Origin of the sequence: Kineococcus rhizosphaerae, from assembly GCF_003002055.1 — a bacterium.
GTDB lineage: Bacteria > Actinomycetota > Actinomycetes > Actinomycetales > Kineococcaceae > Kineococcus > Kineococcus rhizosphaerae.
This window is the reverse complement of sequence record NZ_PVZF01000001.1, coordinates 678,763-695,715: the sequence shown is the minus strand read 5'-3', so window position 1 is coordinate 695,715 and position 16,953 is coordinate 678,763. Positions and strand designations below refer to the sequence as shown.

Here is a 16,953-nt window from a genome sequence, read left to right as displayed (position 1 = left end):
AGTCTGGCAACCTTGCCGCGTGCACGCCGGCCGAACGGCCCGTGCGAGGTGTCGTGGCGGAGGAGACCGGATGGCGGACGAGACCCCCGCTGGGCTGCAGGACGCTGCAGGTGCCGCTGCGGGTTCCGCAGCCGCGCGCCGGACCACGGGGGCCAGCTTGTTGCGCGGGGGAGCGTGGCTCTCGATCGCCCTCGTGCTGCCGCAGTTCTTCACCCTCGTCATCTCCGTCGCCGCCGCCCGCTTCTTGGGCCCGGACGACATGGGCCGGCAGAGCTACCTGTCGTTCGTCTCCGTGACGGCAGCCACGCTCGCCTCCCTGGGCCTGCCGGTCGCGTTGCAGCGCTTCGTCGCGACCGCTGCCGGCCAGGACCGGTGGGGCCGGGTGGCCTCCTTCGCCGTGACGGGGTGGTGGGCGTCCCTGGTGTGCGGTGGTCTCGCCTTCGGCGTGGTGGTGCTCGTCGGCACGCGCACCTACCCCGACCTCCGGCTCGCCTGGTTCCTGGCGGGGACCGTCGCGGCTCTGACCGTCGTCCAGAGCACAGCCTCCAACATCCTCTTCGGCCTGCAACGGTTCCGGCAGGCGACGCTCATCGGGCTGGTCCTGGGGGTCGTCGGCGTCGCGGCAGCCCTGCTGGCGCTGGGACTCGGCCACGGGATCGTCGGGATGTTCGCCGCCGAGGCCGTCACCATCGCCCTGACGATGCTGGGGACGGTGTTCCTGGCCGTCCGCGCCGTACGTCCTCACCTGCGACGGCGCGAGCCCCTGGGTCGCGAGGGGCGGGAACTGCTCAAGTTCTCCCTCGCCATCGGTGCCGGCCTCGTGCTGGAGGTCGTCGTCTTCAAACGCTCGGAGTTCCTCTTCCTGGAGCGGTACTCCAGCGCCGAGCAGATCGCTTTCTACTCGGTCGCGTTCGCCGCCGTCGCGGCTGCGGGTCGTCTGCCCACCGCGCTGGTCCAGCTCGTCCTCCCGGCCGTCTCGACGTTGGCCGGTGCGCAGCAGCACGACCGCATCGCCTCCGGGTTCGCTCGCGGGATGCGGCTGATGCTCACGGCCACGCTGCCGTTGTCCGCCGCAGCGGTCGCGCTCGGTCCGCTCGCGCTGCGCACCGTCTACGGGCAGGAGTACTCCGCTGCCGGGCTGGTCCTGGCGGTGATCGCACCCGTGCCGCTCCTGGTGGCGCCCCTGGCCGCGGTCTCCTCCGCGACCCTCAACGCTCTCGGCGTGCTGAGATCCCCCCTGCTGTGGGGCGGGTTCGCGCTGGTCGTGACCCTCGTGCTGGACGTGACCCTCATCCCGCGCCTCGACAGCCTGGGGGCGGCGCTCGCCAACGACGGGGGCCAGCTCGCGGGTAGCCTGCCTCTCATCTACCTGGCCCAACGACGGGTGCGGACCAGGTGGTTGCGTCTGGTGCTGCTGCGGGCACTTCTCGTGTCCGTGGCTGCCGGTACTTGTGCCTGGGCGGCAGGGTCGTCGGTCGAGGAGGTCGTGGGGGGTGGACCCGCGTTGCTGATCGGAGCGTTCGCCGGGGCGGCCGGTTTCCTGCTCCTGGCCCGGTTGCTGCGCGTGCTGGACCACGACGACGCGTCCTGGCTGACGGGGGCCCTGGGGCATCGCGCCGCGGTCCTGAACCGCCTCGTCGACGTGGTGTCGCGGTGAGCCCGGTGCGGCGGCTGATCGCTCCGCCCGCCCCGTCCACAGCTCACCCGGCCACAGCTCACCCGGCCTCCGCACCGCCCGGCATCAGTGTCGTCATCGCCGCCTACCGCGCCGAGGGCACTCTCGCCGCAGCCGTGGGATCGGCGCTGGCCCAGGAGCCACCGCCCGCGGAAGTCGTGGTGGTCGACGACGGCTCTCCGGACAGGACGGTCGAGGTCGCGGAATCCTTTAGGGACGCGGTCCGCGTCGTGCGCCGGCCCCACGCCGGCGAGGCGGCGACGAAGAACACGGCGGCCCGGGAAGCACGCTCGGAGGTGATCGCCTACCTCGACGCGGACGACGTCCTGCTGCCCGGCTGGCTGGACGCCGTGCGCACCGCGTTCACCGAACGACCCGACCTCACGCTGGTGACCGCCGACGCCTGGCTGGTCCGCGACGGCCGGCGCGTCCGGCGCGTCTACGACGGTGGGTTCAGCTTCGCGGCGACCGACCAACGGCGAGAACTCCTGCGGCGGAACTTCGTCCTGGGCCTGTGCGCGGTGCGTCGTGGTCCCTTCCTCGCCGCAGGGGGTTTCGACGAGCGGGTGGAGGTCGCGTCGGACTGGACGGCCTGGCTGCGCGTGGTGCTCGCCGGAGGGGTCGTGGGGTGCGTCGACGAACCGCTGGCCGAGTACCGCTTGCACGACGCCAGCCTGTCGGCCGACACCACGCGCCTCCTGCAGGGTCGTGTCGATGTCCTGCAGCGCACCCTCGACGATCCGAACCTCACCGAGGGTGAACGCTCGGTGCTCCTGGACTCGCTGGCCGAGCAGCGTCGTCGGCTCGCCCTGGCGCTCGCCCGGTCGGGTCTGCTCTCCGGTGCCCCCGGCGCACGCCGAGCCGCCCTGCGGGTGCTCGGCGACAGCGGCCAGCCCGCCGCGTCCCGGCTCAAGTCCCTGGTCGCCGTCGTCCTGCCGTCGCGGGTCAGCCGTCGCTTCCTGGCGCGTTCGGACGTGAGCGCCGCCTTCCGCGGTGGAGGCGTCGGCGGGGCCGGAGGATGACCGCACGGTAGAGCGCAGCCGTGGCTCGTGCCATCGACTCCGTCGAGTACCGGGTGGTCACGAGCTCGTGTCCGCGGCCGGCGAGATCGTGACGCAGACCGGCGTCCGCGCACACCGCGCGCAGGGCTGCGGCCAGGCCGTCCGGGTCCTGGGCCGGAACCAGCAGCACACCGTCCGACAGTGCCGTCCGCACCTGTCCGACGTCGGTCGCCAGGCAGGGCAGGCCGGCGGCCATGGCCTCCATCAGGGCCAGGGGAAGCCCTTCGCTGCGTGACGCGAGGCAGAAGACGTCGAGCCCGTCGAGCCACGACTCGACGTCGCCGACGTCGCCGTCGAAGTCCACGGGCAGGCCGGCGGCCGCGGCTCGGAGCGCCGCTTCATCGGGGCCGGTACCCCCCACGCGCAGGCGGACGTCCAGACCCTCGGCCCGCAGTTGCCTGAACGCCGTCAGCAGGACGTCGATCCCCTTCTGCGGCACCAACCGGCCGAGCGTCCCGATGACCCGGGGGGACGGGACGGACGAGCGTGGTACCGCCGGACGGCTGCGCCGGACTCCGTTGTCCACGACCCGCGTGCGGCGCTCGTCCACCCGCAGGGTGTCGATCAGGAGCGTCCGCACCTCCTGGGACACAGCGATCACGGCGTCCTGAGCGCCGTAGAGGAGTGCCAGGACCGACCGCTGGACCGAGGAGTCCAGCGCTCCCGGCAGGTGCAGCGTGGCGACCGACGGGGCCCCTGAGAACAGACCAGCCAGCAACCCGTAGCGGTTGTTGGTGGGGGAGTTGAGGTTGACGTGGACCAGGTCTGGACGAGTGTTCCGCACCGCGGCCACCAGTCGGAGAACCGCGCGAGCATCGACCTTGCCAGCCACCGGATCGACGACGACGAGCTCGCAGCGCCCGGCGAACACCGCCTCGAGCCGCTGCGGCACCGGCCTGACGGCCACCACCGTCGCTCGCACCGATTCCCGCAGCTCGTCGACGAGTGCGGCGACGACGGCCTCGGCGCCACCCCAGACCGGTGCATCCAGGACGTAGGTGACCCTGGTCACGGGCTGCTCACCCACCCAGGGCGCTCTCGTAGGCCGCCACCAGGGGTTCGGTGGCAGGTCCTGGAGACAGGTTCTCCTCGAAGTGCTTGCGGCCGGCGGCGCCCCGCTGGCCACGTGCGCCGGGATCGAGGAGGATCTCCCGGACGGCGTGGGCGAAGCGGTCGGGTTCAGTCTCCACCACCACCCCGTCCGTGTCGCCGATCCCTTCGGCTCCCTCGGGGGTGGTGACCACCGGTACCCCGCTGGCCAGGGCCTCCATGACCTTGACCTTCATGCCGCTGCCCCGGCTGACGGGGTACGCCAGCACGGAGAGGCTGCGCAGGAACTCACCGGCGGAGGCCACTTCCCCGAGGACCTGCACACCCTCTGCCTCCTCCAGACGCAGCTCGCCGGAGCCGCGGCCGGCGATGACCAGCTGCGCGCCGGGTACCCCGGACCGGACGCGGGGCCAGATCCGGGAGACCAGGCGCAGGACCGCGTTCCGGGTGGGTGGCCAGTCGGCCGTGCCGATCAGGCCGGCCAGCGGGGGACCGTCGAGCGGCGCGGGTTCGTAGTGGGCCGGGTCCAGCGACAGGGGCGCGACCGTGATGCGGGCGCGGGGGTTGATGGTGCGCAAGCGGTCGGCCACCTGCGGGGAACTCGCCAGGAGGTGGTCGTGGGTGCGGGCCAGACGCACCTCGGCGTAGACCTCTTCGGCCCGGCGGAGAGGATCCGCTCCCCAGATCCCGGCCAGGGGCAGGTCCCGGTGGGCCAGGTAGTGCACGTGCAGCACGCGCGGTGTCGAGCCCGACGGCAGCGACCAGCCCGTCTCGGTCTCCTCCAGGTGGACCACGTCAGCGCGACCGGCCACCCGGGCCAGGGTCGCTGCGAAGGAACCCCGCGACAACTCCCCGCGGGGCCGGGTGGCCTTGGCGGCGTACAGCCGAACGCGGGAGAGGGTTTCGGGTGCCCTGACCAGTTGCACGTCCAGGTCGGGCGGGACCTGCTCGCCGCACGCTCCCGGCGGCCGCCGATCGGCGGCGACGGCGGTCACGTCCAGGCCGTGCGAGGCGAGCCCACGCAGGAGGCCCACGGCGCAACGCCCCGGCGCACCTCCTTCGACGAGGGGCGGCTGGCTCAAGGCGACGGCGATCCGCATCCCACTCCTCCTGCGGACGACTCCGCAGTGTCCGAGGACAGCGGGGCGACCTGTGCCCTCGTTCACCCGTCTGGCCCATCCAGGCGGTCCCACGACCGGACGAGGACCCAGGAACAGCCCTGGGAAGAATCCGATCGAGGCAGGATAATGATGATCCGTCGCCGTGCAAGCCTGGCACTGGCCGCCGCTCTGGCCGTCGGTGCGGGTCTCGTCCCCGTGACGGCGCACGCGTCCGCCGGGTCTGCGCCCACCCTGCCTCGCGTGCAGCGTCTGGCTGCCTCGGTGCAGACCGGGGAACTGCCCGCCGTCCAGCGCCGGGGAGTCTGGTACGCCATCGGGGACGAACCCACCGCCGCAGAGGTCGACGCCGCGCCGCGCACCTACGGCGTCGTCGTGCTGAACCCCTGGGACGGGTGGGCGGCCCAGCGGATCCACCAGCTGGACCCCTCCGTCGTCGTGCTCATGTACAAGGACCTCTCCAGCACCCGCAGCTACGCCGGGGCGTACGCGCAGGCCGACCCGGCGGGGGTCCGGTACGCGGAGGCGGAGCAGGACGCACCGCGGTGGTTCGCCACCGACACCAGCGGTGCGCGCGTGCAGTGGGGTCCCTACCCCGGTCACTGGCAGATGGCGGTGTGGGACTCCGGGTACCAGCAGCGCTGGGCGGCCAACGTCACCCGCGAGGTCCTCGCCGGCAGCTGGGACGGCGTGCTGGCCGACAACGACTTCGCCACCCTGGGTTTCTACTCCTCCGCCGTCCTGGCCGGCACCACGAGTCGCCAGGAGACCGACGCGAAGATCCGGGCCGGTCTCGACGTCATGGTGACCACTGTGGGAACGGCCCTGAACGCCCGGGGCAAGGTCCTCGTCCCCAACCTGTCCGAAGCGCGTCTGTACCCGGGTCGCTGGGCCTCGCACGCACGCTACGGCGGGGCGATGGAGGAAGCGTTCGCCCACTGGGGAACCGACACGTCCTCCGGCTTCCTGTGGGACTGGTCCGGCACCGGGTGGCAGGCCCAGACCGCGCAGATGGCCTCGCCGGGCCTGTCCCTCGCGGTGACCCGAGCGAGCGCCTCCGACCGACGGACGTCCCTCTTCGGCTACACCAGCGTCCTCGTGCGCGGTGACTCCACGTCCTACTGGACCGGTTCGACCACGCCCGCGGGTGACTACTCGGCACCGGAGTCGATCCCCGAGATGGCTTGGCCCGTCGGTGCCGCCGTCAGCGGGCCCGTCCAGCTGGTCTCGGGTGCCTGGACGCGAACCTTCCAGGGTGCCTTCGCCGCCGTGAACCCCACCCAGCAGCGTGTCGTCGTCCCGGTGCCCGCCGGGTTCGTCGACGCCCAGGGGAGGACCGTGAGCAGCGTGACGCTCGAGGCGACCTCCGGGACGCTGCTCAAGCGCCGGGTGCGCTGAACCCCACGCCGGGCGACGCGTCGTCCGTGACGTCCGTGACGTCCGTGACACCGCACCGCTCCCGCAGGACGTCCCGGTAGAGCCTCGACACACGCTCGGCGCTGTCCCCGAGGCGGTGGTGCTCCTGCACGTGCCTGCGCCCCGCGGCACCCTCGCGCGAGGCCGTCGCGAGGTCGTCGAGACGGACCGCGACGGCGTCGCCGAGGGCGTCGACGTCAGCCACGGGGACGACGCTCCCGGCTCCTCGGGGGACGCTCTCCCTGGCCCCGTGGACGTCCGTCACGACGACGCTGCGCCCGCTCGCCGACGCTTCCAGCGGGACCAGCGCCATGCCCTCCCACCGGGAGGGGACCACGACCACGTCGGCCGCTGCGTACCACTGCCGGGGGTCGTCGACCGCGCCGGCGAACTGCACACCAGCGCCGGCGGCTTCCCGCAGTCGTCCCAGCTCCGGTCCCTCTCCCACGAGGACCAGGCGCGCTCCGGCCACCCGCTCCCGGACACGGGGCCACGCGGCCAGGAGCAGGTCCTGACCCTTCTGCTCGCTGAGCCGGCCCACGCACACCGCCACCGGACCGGGCGGGAGGTCGAGGGCGACGCGGGCGCTCCGCCGGTCCGCGGGACGGAAGTGCCGGACGTCGACCCCGTTGGGGACGACCACCGCGCTCCCCTCCAGGTGCAGACCCAGTGCCGCGGCGGCCGAACGCTCCGCCTCGCTGACGCACACGACGCGATCGGCCCACCGCACCCCCGCACGCTCCCAGGTCGTGGTCGCCGCCCGGACCGGCCCGGACACGGCCAGGAAGGACCAGCCGTGCGGCTGGAAGACGGTGGGACGCCGTCCCCGCACGGCGAGACGGCCGGCGAGCCCCGCCTTCGCGCTGTGGAGGTGGACCAGGCCGGGGTCCACGCGCGCGACGATCCGGGCCAGCCGCCTCGTCTCCACGAGCACCGACGGGCCCGGGGTGCGCGTCGCGGCCCAGGGGTGGACGCGTGCACCGGCCCCTCTCGCCGCTGACGCCAGCCACCCGTCGGTGGGGCAGGCGAGGTGCACGTCGAGCCCCGTCGCCACCTGGTGGCGCACGAGGTCGACCACGCAGCGCGCGACACCGGCCGTCGTCGGCTGGGCCACGTGCAGGACCCGGTGCAGGACCCGGTGCCGGAGCCCGTCGTCCTGCTGCTGACGCTCTCTCACGCGCAACTCCTCTGGTGGCTGGGGTCGGTGGGTCCTGGCGCGGGGCGACACCTCACGTGCACCCGGTTCCTCCCGCGGCCCGGGAGCGCCACCGGGGTCGCACGCGAGGGGTCACGCCGGCAGGAGCGACGTGTACAGCGCGAGGTGCTGGTCCGCACACCCCTGGACGCCGAACGCGCGCCGGGCGCGCGCGGCCGCCTCGTCCTCGCGCACCGCCGTGTCCACGGTGGACGAGGTGAGGTCCACCAGCGCCCGTCGCAGCGCGGACACGTCGTCGGGGGGGATGAGCACGCCGGCCTCGCCGACCGTGTCCCGCAGGCCGCCGACGTCGGTGGCGACCACCACGCGGCCTGTCGCCATGGCCTCGATCACGACCAGCGGTTGCTGTTCCATCGAGGACGGCAGCACCAGTGCGTCGCACCGGGCCAGCAGTTCGGGGACGTCCGTGCGGAAGCCGAGGAAGCGGACCCGTCCTTGCAGGCCGGCGCGTGCCGCCTGGGCCTTCAACGCCGCCTCCTCGGGTCCGCTGCCGGCGATCGTGAGTTCGACACCGGGGGGCAGTGCCGGGTCGGTCAAGGCGTCCAGCAGGAGGTGGACCCCCTTGCGCCGCACGAGGAGGCCGACGAAGAGGAGGTTCCTGACGAGCCCTGTGCGGGGAGTTCTGGGGGGGAGGGCCAAACCGTTGTCGATGTGGGTGATCCGCTCCCGCGGCACGTGCAGACGGTCGACCAGGAAACGGCCCATCGACGGGGACGGGACGACGGTGCGGGACGTGGCCCGGGCCACCAGAGCGTCCCCGGTGAGGACGGCCCGGGTGTAGCGCGACGGCTCAGGGCGGTCCTCACCGCTGAACCAGTCCTGCCCGACGTCGTCCGGCACACCGTGGTACGTGTGCACGACGACTGCCGGTCTTCCTCCCCGCCGCGCCATGCCGACACCCACCAACCCGGAACGCCGGTCCTGCGCGTGCACCACGTCGGGGGTCCAGGCGCGGATGCGCCGACGAGCGCGGACGATGGCTGCGGCGGCGAACTTGCCTCCGACGAGGACCTCCTCGTGCAGGTGGGCGATCCGTTCGGCTCCCCGGGCCGGCCGTGGTCCGAAGACCTTCACCTCCCACCCGGGCCGTTGCGCGACGGCTCGGGCCAGCTCGACCGTCACGTCGACCGGACCACCCTGCGACTGCGTGAGCAGGTACGCCACGCGCCGGTTCGGCCGCGTGGTCACGAGACCACCACTGCCCCCAGGGGACGGCCCGACGCCCGCGCGCGCAGCAGAGCCGTCGTGAGTTCCTGCGGCGTCGTGCGACGCAACGTGGCCGTGACGATCGCGACCTCGGCCTCGACCTCGACGGCCGCGGGGTCCTCCGACGGACCGGAGACCGCCAGGTCGCTCCCGCGCACCGCGCCCTGCACGGCGGCGAGGTTCCCGGCCTCCTGCTGGTCGGAGGCGAAGACCCGGACGACGGAGGCGCGCGGGTGGTCGGCGGCCATCCGCGCGGACAGGGTTTCCCCGTCGGCTCGGAGCAGTTCCACGGGGACCCGTGCGCCGGCGGTGCGCCGGGCGATGCGTTCCACGTCCCCGACCGTGAGGACCCGCGGCCTGAGCACGTGCACGGCTGCCACGGCCAGGACGGCCGCCACCGCCGCAGCCAGCAGGGCGAGACCGGTCGAGAGCAGCCGATCCGGCCGCAGCGCCGTCGCCGGCGCCGTGACGTCGCCCACGACGCGGAAGGCACCGACCGGGTCCAGGACACCGCTGCCCTGGACCTGTGCGACGACGACCTGCAGCCCCGCTTCGGCGGCCTCCGCCGAGGGAGCGGTGACCGTGATCCGGGCCACGGCCGAGGACGGCACCAGTTCCACGGTGGTCGTCGTCGCTGCCGCCTGGCCCGCCGGCACGGCGCGTTCGATCCCTTGTCGCACCGGGGCCGAGACCACGAGTTCCGGCAGGGCCGGCAGGACGAGGGCGACCACTTCACCGTAGGAGCCGGTGGACTCCTGGGAGGTCTGGGGGACCGGTACGGCGACGAGCCCGACGCGGGCCTGGTACGTCGGGGACTGCAGCCCGAGGACGAGGAGCAGGGCCCCGAACACGACCACGGCCGTGACCAGGGCGGGCACCAGTGCGCGGCGCAGGGCAGCCAGGGCCTGGGACGTCGTCACGAGGAGCTCACCCCGGCGAGGTTCTTCCTCTCGACCAGGACTTCGTCGAGCACGCTGGCGTACTGGTCCATCATCACCTCCGGTGCGTAGTGCCGTTCGATCACGTCTCGCGCCGAAGCGCTCTCGACGTCCCTGAGCACGGGGTCGTCCAGCAGTTCGACCAGAGCCCGCCCCAGGGCGGCCGGGTCGCGCGGCGGCACGAGCCGGCCCCCACCGCCCCCGAGGACCTCGCGCAGCCCGTCCACGTCCGTCGCCACCACCGGTCGTCCGGCCGCCATCGCCTCGAGCACGAAGACGGGGAGGCCCTCCCAGTCCGAGGCGAGCACGGCGACGTCGGCCGCGGCGAGCAGCAGCGGGACGTCGCTGCGCGCACCGAGGACCCGGACCGTGCCGCCCACGCGGGCGGCGCGGCGCGTCACCTGGTCCTGCAAGGGGCCCGAGCCCGCCAGCAGGAGGATCGCGCCGGCACCGACCCGGTCCCAGGCGTCGAGGAGCACGTCGTGCCGCTTCTGCGGCACCAGACGCGCCGCGCACAGCGCGACCCGCGCGTCCGCGGGCAACCCCAGGGCCCGACGGGCGTCGTCGCGGGAGGGGAGGACGGGCGTGGACACGGCGTTGCGGATCACCCTGGGGCGCTGCCGCATCCCCGCGGCGACCAGTCGGTCCGCGACCGCTGCGCTCACCGCGACCGCGGCGTCCGGCAACCGCGACAGCAAGCGGGCGCTGAGCCGGTAGTCGGCTTCCGCGACGCCGTGGAAGACGGTGACGACCGGTGGCCGGCGACGAACCGTCCGCGTGGCGGCGACCGTGGTCGCCGTGGCGCTGACGTTGTGGGCCACGACCACGTCGGGTTCGTGCACGACCAGGGCTCGACGGGTGGCGGCCACTGCGGCGATCAGACCGCCGGGGCGGCGCCGGGACAGGGGGACGCGGTGGACCTGCGCCAGGGAAGCGCCGACCAGCTCCTCCTCGCGGGAGCCGCCCGCACTGGCGATGCCGGACTCCCAGCCCCGTTCACGTCCGCGCCGGACCATCTCCACCACCAGCGACTCCGCTCCACCCGTCCCCATCTCGCCGATGACGTGCAAGACCCTCACGGGCACCTCCTTCGCTGCGGCGGTGGACCGCCGCCGTGATGGCCAGAGCCGCCCACAGCGGCATGTAGTACTCCTCGGAGAGGAAGATCGAGCTGGTGCAGACGGCGAGGAGGCTCCCCTGCGCGGCGAGTGCAGCCAGGCGCAGCCGGTCGCGACGACCAGCGCTGTCCGCCCCCCGGTTGCGGACAGCCGCCTCGCTCGCGAGGAAACCCGCCGCGATCGCCGCCAGGAAGACCAGCAGGGCGATGACACCCAGTTCCGCCCCGACCTCCAAGTACATCTCGTGCGCCACCGGCGTCAACGCGTCCAGTTCGGCGAGGCGACCGTACGAGACGTAGCCGGTGCGGAAGCCTCCCGGTCCGACCCCCAGCAACGGGTGGTCGCCCATCATCCTGGCGGCCGCGAGCCAGCGCAGCTGACGCGTCTCGATGTTGGTGGAGGCGATGTACTGCTTCTGCGCCAGTGCTCCGTCGATGACGTTGCGGACGAGGTCGAACGCGGGGACGGCCGCCAGGGCGAGCAGGACCGCGCACAGCGCCGCCGTCCGCACGCGGACGAGACGACGCGCCAGGGCCCAGAGCAGCACGACCGTCACGGCGATGGCACCGCCCCGGGACAGCGTCGCCGCCGCACCCAGGACGAGCACCAGGAGCGCGGGGGCGGCCAGGAGCTTCCACCGTGAGTCCTTCAGGTGGACCAGGGCGACGATGGCGACGGGAACGGCGGCGGTGAGGACGTAGGCGAGGTCGTTGGGGTCGTCCAACGGGCCCGTCGCCCGCGCGTCCCCGAGGAACAGGAAGCTGACCAGGGCCCCGACCCCGCAGCTCGCAGCTCCGGTGAGGAAAGCCGCCAGCGCCGCCCAGGGGTGCACGTCGTGCGTGAGGACGTCGACCATCGCCACCGTCAGGACGAGGAAGGGTGCCCACCGGACGGTGTAGACGAGCGCCCACCCGTTGTCCAGGTTCACCGCCGCCGAGGCCAGGACGAGCACGAGCAGGGTGAGCGCGCACCACGTCACGGGGTGGGAGGTCCCGATCGCACGGCCACCGAACACCCGGTGCACGACCCAGGTGACCAGGAAGAGCGCGGGGGCCAGTTTGCTGAGGTTGGGGTTCACGGCGAGGAGGTAACCCTCCAGCGGCGCCAGTGCGAGCGTGGCCAACAGGGACCACTTCAGCACGAACAGACCGGCACCCTTCCCGGGGGCCCGGTCTCGCGGAACGGCTGCTGACGCAGAGGAGGCGGGGGTCGTCGAAATCACCTCGTCGCCGTCCTCCTCCGTCGTGTCCTGCGAGTATCCACCGTTTGCGACGTTTCGACGTCCAGTTCTCCCGATCAGGACGGGAGAAGTTGAGAGTGTGCGCGATACTGGTGTTCGCCATGATGCTTCCGCGAACATGAGGTAAGAAGTTCGTGCGAGTTCCACACCGGGGTCCGCTGTCCGTGGACCCGCTTCGCTGGTCTGGGGGGTCATGAAGGGTTCTGGGTGCCGTGGCGACTGACCGGCGGGTGGAAACCCGGCTGGAAGTCGTGCGCTCCGGGCGCGCAGGTGTCCGCTCCGAGCACCTGTTCGACCCGCGCAGCCTGCGCCCCCGCCTGTTGGTCGGACCCGTGGGTCCCTACCTGCTCGCGGGTGACGCGGTGGTCTTCGCGCTGTCGGCTTTCAGCAGCGGAGTCGTTGCGCCAGTTCAGGTTCTCGCACTGGTGGCGGTGGTGTGCTGCTTCCGCATCTTCGGCCTGTACCGGTCGAGGCTGTCGCTCTCCCTGCTCGACGACCTGCCGTACGTGCTGGCCGGGGGAGTCCTGTGCCTCACGACGGAACTCTCCTTGTCCGCCTTGCTGATGGCCTCCAGGTCTCGCTCGGACGCACTAGCGCAATCACTCTTCGTGGTGATTGGCGTACTCGTTGTTCGTCGCCTTGCGTACAGTTTCGTCGAGCACCAACGACGCCTGGGGCGGGTCCGGCACACGGCCCTCGTCCTGGGTGCCGGCCAGGTGGCCATTCGGCTCGTGGACAACCTGCGCGAGCACCGTCAGTACGGTGTGGACCCGGTCGGGTTCGTCGATTCCCGGCCGCGCATCGACGACCCTTCAAAGCTTCCCGCTCCGTTACTGGGTGGGTACTCAGAGTTGGCCGAACTCATCACCGACTTCGCAGTTCGAGTTGTTGTCGTCGCTTTCGGTAATCAACGCGAGGCTGACCTCGTCGACGTCCTGCGCACGTGCGACCGCCTGGACTGCGAGATCTTCGTGGTCCCCCGGCTGTTCGAGGTGCACACGGTGACGCGCGACATGGACGAGGTCTGGGGGATCCCGCTCGTCCGGGTCCGCCGCGCTCCGTTCCGGACGTTGACCTGGCAGCTCAAGCGCCTGACGGACCTCGTCGTCGCCGCCGTCGCGCTGGTGGCCCTCTCACCCGTCATGCTGGCGTGTGCTGTCGCCGTCCGGCTGGAGGGCGGCCCGGGCATCATCTTCCGGCAGGTGAGGGTGGGTCTCGACGGCACGCCCTTCGAGGTGCTCAAGTTCAGGTCCCTCAAGCCGGTCGACGACGCCGAGTCGGCGACGAACTGGAACATCAAGCACGACGCCCGGCTGGGGCCCGTGGGACGCTTCCTGCGGCGGTCCTCCCTCGACGAGCTGCCGCAGCTGTGGAACATCCTCCGCGGTGACATGAGCCTCGTGGGCCCTCGCCCGGAGCGACCGCACTTCGTCGACGAGTTCACCAGTCGCGTCCCGCGGTACATGGCCCGTCACCGGGTCCCCGCCGGGTTGACCGGGTGGGCCCAGGTCCACGGTCTGCGGGGGGACACGTCCATCGAGGACCGTGCCAGCTTCGACAACTACTACATCGAGAACTGGTCGTTGTGGGGTGACGTGAAGATCATGGCCCGGACGGTCACCCAGGTGCTCGGCGCTCGCGGAGGGTGAGGCTCGTTCAGCGCAGGCTGAGCGCCCCGGCGACCAGGACGACGGTCGCGAGCAGACCGGCGGCCCCCTCGATCGCGACGCTCAGACCGACGTTGCGCAACGCCACGACGGTCGAGCGCCACGCGGTCCGGGCCCGACCGGGGACCTGACCCCCGACCTGATCACCGACCCGAGCGGTCCCGGCCAGCTCACCGAGGAACACCCCGAGGACGAAGCCCAGCGGCAGGCCCAGGACGGGGACGACGAAGAAGCCGACGACGCCGAGCACGGCGCCGAGCAGCAGGCTGGTGCGCCGGATCCCGGCGCGGGTCATCCGCCGGCCGGGCAGCAGGTACATCGCCACCTGCCCGGCGACCAGCAGGAGGGCGGTCCCGGCGATGAACCACCACGCCGCACCGCCCTGGACGAGAGCCCAGACGAGCCCGGCCACGGCGATGAGGACCGTGCCGGGCAGGACGGGCACGACGATGCCGACGAGGCCGACGGCGACCGCCAGCCCCACGACAGCGAGCCCGGCGTCACCCATGTCGGTGACACCGGGCTCGCCGGTCGTGCTGCTGAGGGGTGCTCAGCGCTCGTCGGGGGCGGCCGTCGAGGACGTCGCCGCGAGCTTCTGCGACTCGTCGTGGATGTCGGCGCCCGCGGCGCGCAGGGCCTGGCCGTGCTCGCGGCCGTGGTGAGCGCAGAAGAGGAGCTCACCACCGGCAGAGAGCTGGACCCGCACGTAGGCCTGCGCACCGCACCGGTCGCACCGGTCCGAGGCGGTCATGGAGGGGCTGCTGAGGGTGGTCATGGCGGTGGTCATTCCGCGACTCCTTCCGGGTCGTGCACGCTGGCGGGCAGCTGCTGCTCCCACCGGACACTCTTCCCCAACCTTCGGCAGGGCGCGCGCGTTCCCACGCCGTCGGCCCAACGCGTTCGCTCCTAGCGGAGGTGTCGTCCGTCACACTCCGGCTCCGCCGAGCGTCTGCGCGGGCCTGTCGGTCACGTTGCGTACCCTTCCGGGGTGACTCCCCCCAGTGCCTCCACCGCCGGGTCCTCCGGCGAGGACAAGTACACCGCCGCGAACCTCCTCGTCCTGGAGGGGCTCGAGGCGGTCCGCAAGCGGCCCGGCATGTACATCGGTTCCACCGACTCCCGCGGTCTCATGCACTGCCTGTGGGAGATCATCGACAACGCCGTCGACGAGGCCCTGGGCGGGCACTGCAAGAACATCACCGTGATCCTGCACGCCGACTCCTCCGTGGAGGTCCACGACGACGGTCGCGGCATCCCCGTCGACGTCGAGAAGCGCACGGGGCTGTCCGGCGTCGAGGTCGTCTTCACGCACCTGCACGCCGGGGGCAAGTTCGGCGGCGGGTCCTACTCGGCCTCGGGCGGTCTGCACGGGGTGGGGGCCTCCGTCGTCAACGCGCTGAGCTCGCGGCTGGACGTGGAGGTCGACCGCGGCGGCAAGACGCACGCGACGAGCTTCCGCCGCGGCGCCCCCGGGCGCTACGCCGGCGAGGGGCCCGACGCCCCCTTCACCCCGGCGACGGGTCTGGAGGTCACGGGCCGCGCCAAGCGCGGGGTCACCGGCACCCGCGTCCGGTACTGGGCCGACCGGCAGGTCTTCCTCAAGGACGCGGCGTTCTCCCACGAGGACCTCAGCGCCCGCGCCCGCCAGACGTCGTTCCTGGTCCCGGGCCTGCGCATCGTCATCCGCGACGAGCGTGAGGGCGAGCCGCGCGAGGAGGTCTTCCAGCACGACGGCGGCATCGCGGAGTACGCCGACTTCCTGACCCCCGACGCGGCCGTGACGGACGTGTGGCGGCTGCACGGCGAGGACGTCTTCACCGAGACCGTCCCCGTCCTCGACGAGGCCGGGCACATGGAGATGCAGGACGTCGAACGGCAGTGCGCCGTCGACGTCGCGCTGCGCTGGGGGACGGGCTACGACCAGACGGTCCGCTCCTTCGTGAACATCATCGCCACCCCCAAGGGCGGCTCGCACCTGGCGGGCTTCGAGCAGGGGCTGTTCGCGGCGGTCAAGAAGCAGGTGGACGCCCAGGCGCGCCGGCTGAAGGTCGGCAAGGACGAGAAGCTGGAGAAGGACGACATCCTCGCGGGCATGACCGCGGTGGTGACGGTCCGGCTGGCCGAACCGCAGTTCGAGGGCCAGACCAAGGAGGTCCTGGGCACCGCGGCCGTGCGCGCCATCGTGCGCAAGGTCGTCGAGGCCCAGCTCGGGGAGGTCCTCACGAGCCCGAAGCGCGACGAGAAGGCCCAGGCGAGCGCGGTGCTGGACAAGGTCGTCACGGAGATGAAGTCGCGCATCTCGGCCCGGCTGCACAAGGAGACCCAGCGCCGCAAGAACGCGCTGGAGAGCTCCTCGCTGCCGCCGAAGCTCAAGGACTGCCGCTCCGACGACGTCGCGAACACCGAGCTCTTCCTCGTCGAGGGCGACTCGGCGCTGGGGACGGCGATGGGGGCGCGGGACTCGGAGTACCAGGCGCTGCTGCCGCTGCGCGGCAAGATCCTCAACGTCCAGAAGGCGTCCGTGACGGACATGCTGAAGAACGCCGAGTGCGCCTCGATCATCCAGGTCGTCGGCGGGGGGTCGGGGCGCAGCTTCGACCTGGACTCGGTGCGCTACGGCAAGATCGTGCTGATGACCGACGCCGACGTCGACGGCGCGCACATCCGCACGCTGCTGCTGACGCTGTTCTTCCGCTACATGCGCCCGCTCATCGACGCAGGCCGCGTCTACGCCGCCGTGCCCCCGCTGCACCGGCTGGAGGTGACGCAGTCGGGCAAGAAGGGCAAGGAGGTGGTCTACACCTACTCCGACGCCGAGCTGCGCCGCGTCACGGCCGACCTGACCCGGAGGGGCCGGACCTACAAGGAACCCCAGCGGTACAAGGGGCTGGGGGAGATGGACGAGGACCAGCTCGCCGAGACGACGATGGAACGCGCCCACCGCACGCTGCGCCGGGTGACCGTCTCGGACGGGGCCGTGGCCGAGCGGGTCTTCGAGCTCCTCATGGGCAACGACGTCGCGCCGCGCAAGGACTTCATCATCGCCGGTGCCGAGAACCTGGACCGGGAGCGGATCGACGTCTGACCCCCGGTCGACGGACCCCCGCCCTGTGCCCGGGCGGGGGTTTTTGTTTGCCCCCGTACCGCATGTCCGTTTCGGCTTGAACGTGTTGACTCGTGTCCGGAACCGGCGTACAACTGACCCCAGCACGGTCGGGGACACCCGACGACACCACCCCACGACACCA

General features: G+C 72.4%; 14 protein-coding genes. 5 read left to right on the top strand and 9 right to left on the bottom strand.

All coding sequences use genetic code 11. The features are described 5' to 3' along the window. Positions 1–70 precede the first annotated feature (70 nt). Positions 71–1,657 (top strand): oligosaccharide flippase family protein, encoded by a 1,587-nt coding sequence (locus CLV37_RS03365; protein ID WP_170127029.1) that lies wholly within the window; start codon positions 71–73, stop codon positions 1,655–1,657. Continuing rightward, positions 1,654–2,697, top strand: a complete 1,044-nt coding sequence (locus CLV37_RS03360) for a glycosyltransferase family 2 protein (RefSeq protein ID WP_170127028.1) — start codon at positions 1,654–1,656, stop codon at positions 2,695–2,697. Before CLV37_RS03365 ends, CLV37_RS03360 begins: the two co-directional genes overlap by 4 nt. On the opposite strand, the gene CLV37_RS03355 is transcribed toward CLV37_RS03360, so the two are convergent. Together CLV37_RS03355 and CLV37_RS03350 are read right to left on the bottom strand one after the other, a co-directional pair. After that, the gene (locus CLV37_RS03355; RefSeq protein ID WP_146149283.1) at positions 2,621–3,748 is read right to left on the bottom strand and encodes a glycosyltransferase family 4 protein; all 1,128 of its coding nucleotides are present in this window, start codon (positions 3,746–3,748) and stop codon (positions 2,621–2,623) included. The two genes, CLV37_RS03360 and CLV37_RS03355, sit on opposite strands and share 77 nt — an antisense overlap. Before the next feature lie 7 nt (positions 3,749–3,755). Next, positions 3,756–4,886, bottom strand: a complete 1,131-nt coding sequence (locus CLV37_RS03350; protein WP_106206885.1) for a glycosyltransferase family 4 protein — start codon at positions 4,884–4,886, stop codon at positions 3,756–3,758. Positions 4,887–5,147: 261 nt separating this feature from the next. Between CLV37_RS03350 and CLV37_RS03345 the strand changes: the two genes are divergently transcribed. Beyond that, entirely contained in the window at positions 5,148–6,302 is a 1,155-nt protein-coding gene (locus CLV37_RS03345; protein ID WP_170127027.1) for a putative glycoside hydrolase, read from the top strand. Here CLV37_RS03345 and CLV37_RS03340 read toward each other — a convergent pair. The 5 genes from CLV37_RS03340 to CLV37_RS03320 form a co-directional block, all read right to left on the bottom strand. Continuing rightward, positions 6,283–7,497 (bottom strand): glycosyltransferase, encoded by a 1,215-nt coding sequence (locus CLV37_RS03340; protein WP_211298332.1) that lies wholly within the window; start codon positions 7,495–7,497, stop codon positions 6,283–6,285. The genes CLV37_RS03345 and CLV37_RS03340 overlap by 20 nt on opposite strands. A 111-nt stretch (positions 7,498–7,608) precedes the next feature. Further along, positions 7,609–8,724 (bottom strand): glycosyltransferase family 4 protein, encoded by a 1,116-nt coding sequence (locus CLV37_RS03335; RefSeq protein ID WP_106206881.1) that lies wholly within the window; start codon positions 8,722–8,724, stop codon positions 7,609–7,611. Continuing rightward, complete coding sequence (locus tag CLV37_RS03330; protein WP_106206879.1) at positions 8,721–9,662, bottom strand: hypothetical protein; 942 nt, start codon at positions 9,660–9,662, stop codon at positions 8,721–8,723. Before CLV37_RS03330 ends, CLV37_RS03335 begins: the two co-directional genes overlap by 4 nt. Next, positions 9,659–10,759, bottom strand: a complete 1,101-nt coding sequence (locus tag CLV37_RS03325; RefSeq protein ID WP_146149282.1) for a glycosyltransferase family 4 protein — start codon at positions 10,757–10,759, stop codon at positions 9,659–9,661. Before CLV37_RS03325 ends, CLV37_RS03330 begins: the two co-directional genes overlap by 4 nt. Then, complete coding sequence (locus CLV37_RS03320; RefSeq protein ID WP_211298331.1) at positions 10,677–11,921, bottom strand: O-antigen ligase family protein; 1,245 nt, start codon at positions 11,919–11,921, stop codon at positions 10,677–10,679. The genes CLV37_RS03325 and CLV37_RS03320 overlap by 83 nt, the downstream gene beginning before the upstream one ends. A gap of 329 nt (positions 11,922–12,250) precedes the next feature. Here CLV37_RS03320 and CLV37_RS03315 point away from each other — a divergent pair, with 329 nt between their 5' ends. Next, positions 12,251–13,687, top strand: coding sequence for a sugar transferase (locus CLV37_RS03315; protein ID WP_211298330.1), 1,437 nt, complete (start codon positions 12,251–12,253; stop codon positions 13,685–13,687). A 7-nt stretch (positions 13,688–13,694) separates the two neighbouring features. Here CLV37_RS03315 and CLV37_RS03310 read toward each other — a convergent pair whose 3' ends face one another. Together CLV37_RS03310 and CLV37_RS03305 are read right to left on the bottom strand one after the other, a co-directional pair. Next, on the bottom strand, positions 13,695–14,213 hold the full coding sequence (locus tag CLV37_RS03310) for a DUF456 domain-containing protein (protein ID WP_106206870.1): 519 nt from the start codon (positions 14,211–14,213) through the stop codon (positions 13,695–13,697). Between the two features lie 42 nt (positions 14,214–14,255). Further along, positions 14,256–14,480 carry a DUF7455 domain-containing protein gene (locus CLV37_RS03305; protein WP_170127054.1) on the bottom strand — a complete coding sequence of 75 codons (225 nt, stop codon included), beginning with the start codon at positions 14,478–14,480 and terminating at the stop codon, positions 14,256–14,258. A 213-nt stretch (positions 14,481–14,693) separates the two neighbouring features. Between CLV37_RS03305 and CLV37_RS03300 the strand changes: the two genes are divergently transcribed. Further along, positions 14,694–16,790, top strand: a complete 2,097-nt coding sequence (locus CLV37_RS03300; RefSeq protein WP_106206866.1) for a DNA gyrase/topoisomerase IV subunit B — start codon at positions 14,694–14,696, stop codon at positions 16,788–16,790. Positions 16,791–16,953 lie beyond the last annotated feature (163 nt).

Bases quoted from the DNA above. Each gene is read 5' to 3' on its own strand.
- CLV37_RS03365 (WP_170127029.1), top strand. From the start codon at position 71: ATGGCGGACGAGACCCCCGCTGGGCTGCAGGACGCTGCAGGTGCCGCT.
- CLV37_RS03350 (WP_106206885.1), bottom strand. From the start codon at position 4,886: ATGCGGATCGCCGTCGCCTTGAGCCAGCCGCCCCTCGTCGAAGGAGGT.
- CLV37_RS03310 (WP_106206870.1), bottom strand. From the start codon at position 14,213: ATGGGTGACGCCGGGCTCGCTGTCGTGGGGCTGGCGGTCGCCGTCGGC.
- CLV37_RS03305 (WP_170127054.1), bottom strand. From the start codon at position 14,480: ATGACCACCCTCAGCAGCCCCTCCATGACCGCCTCGGACCGGTGCGAC.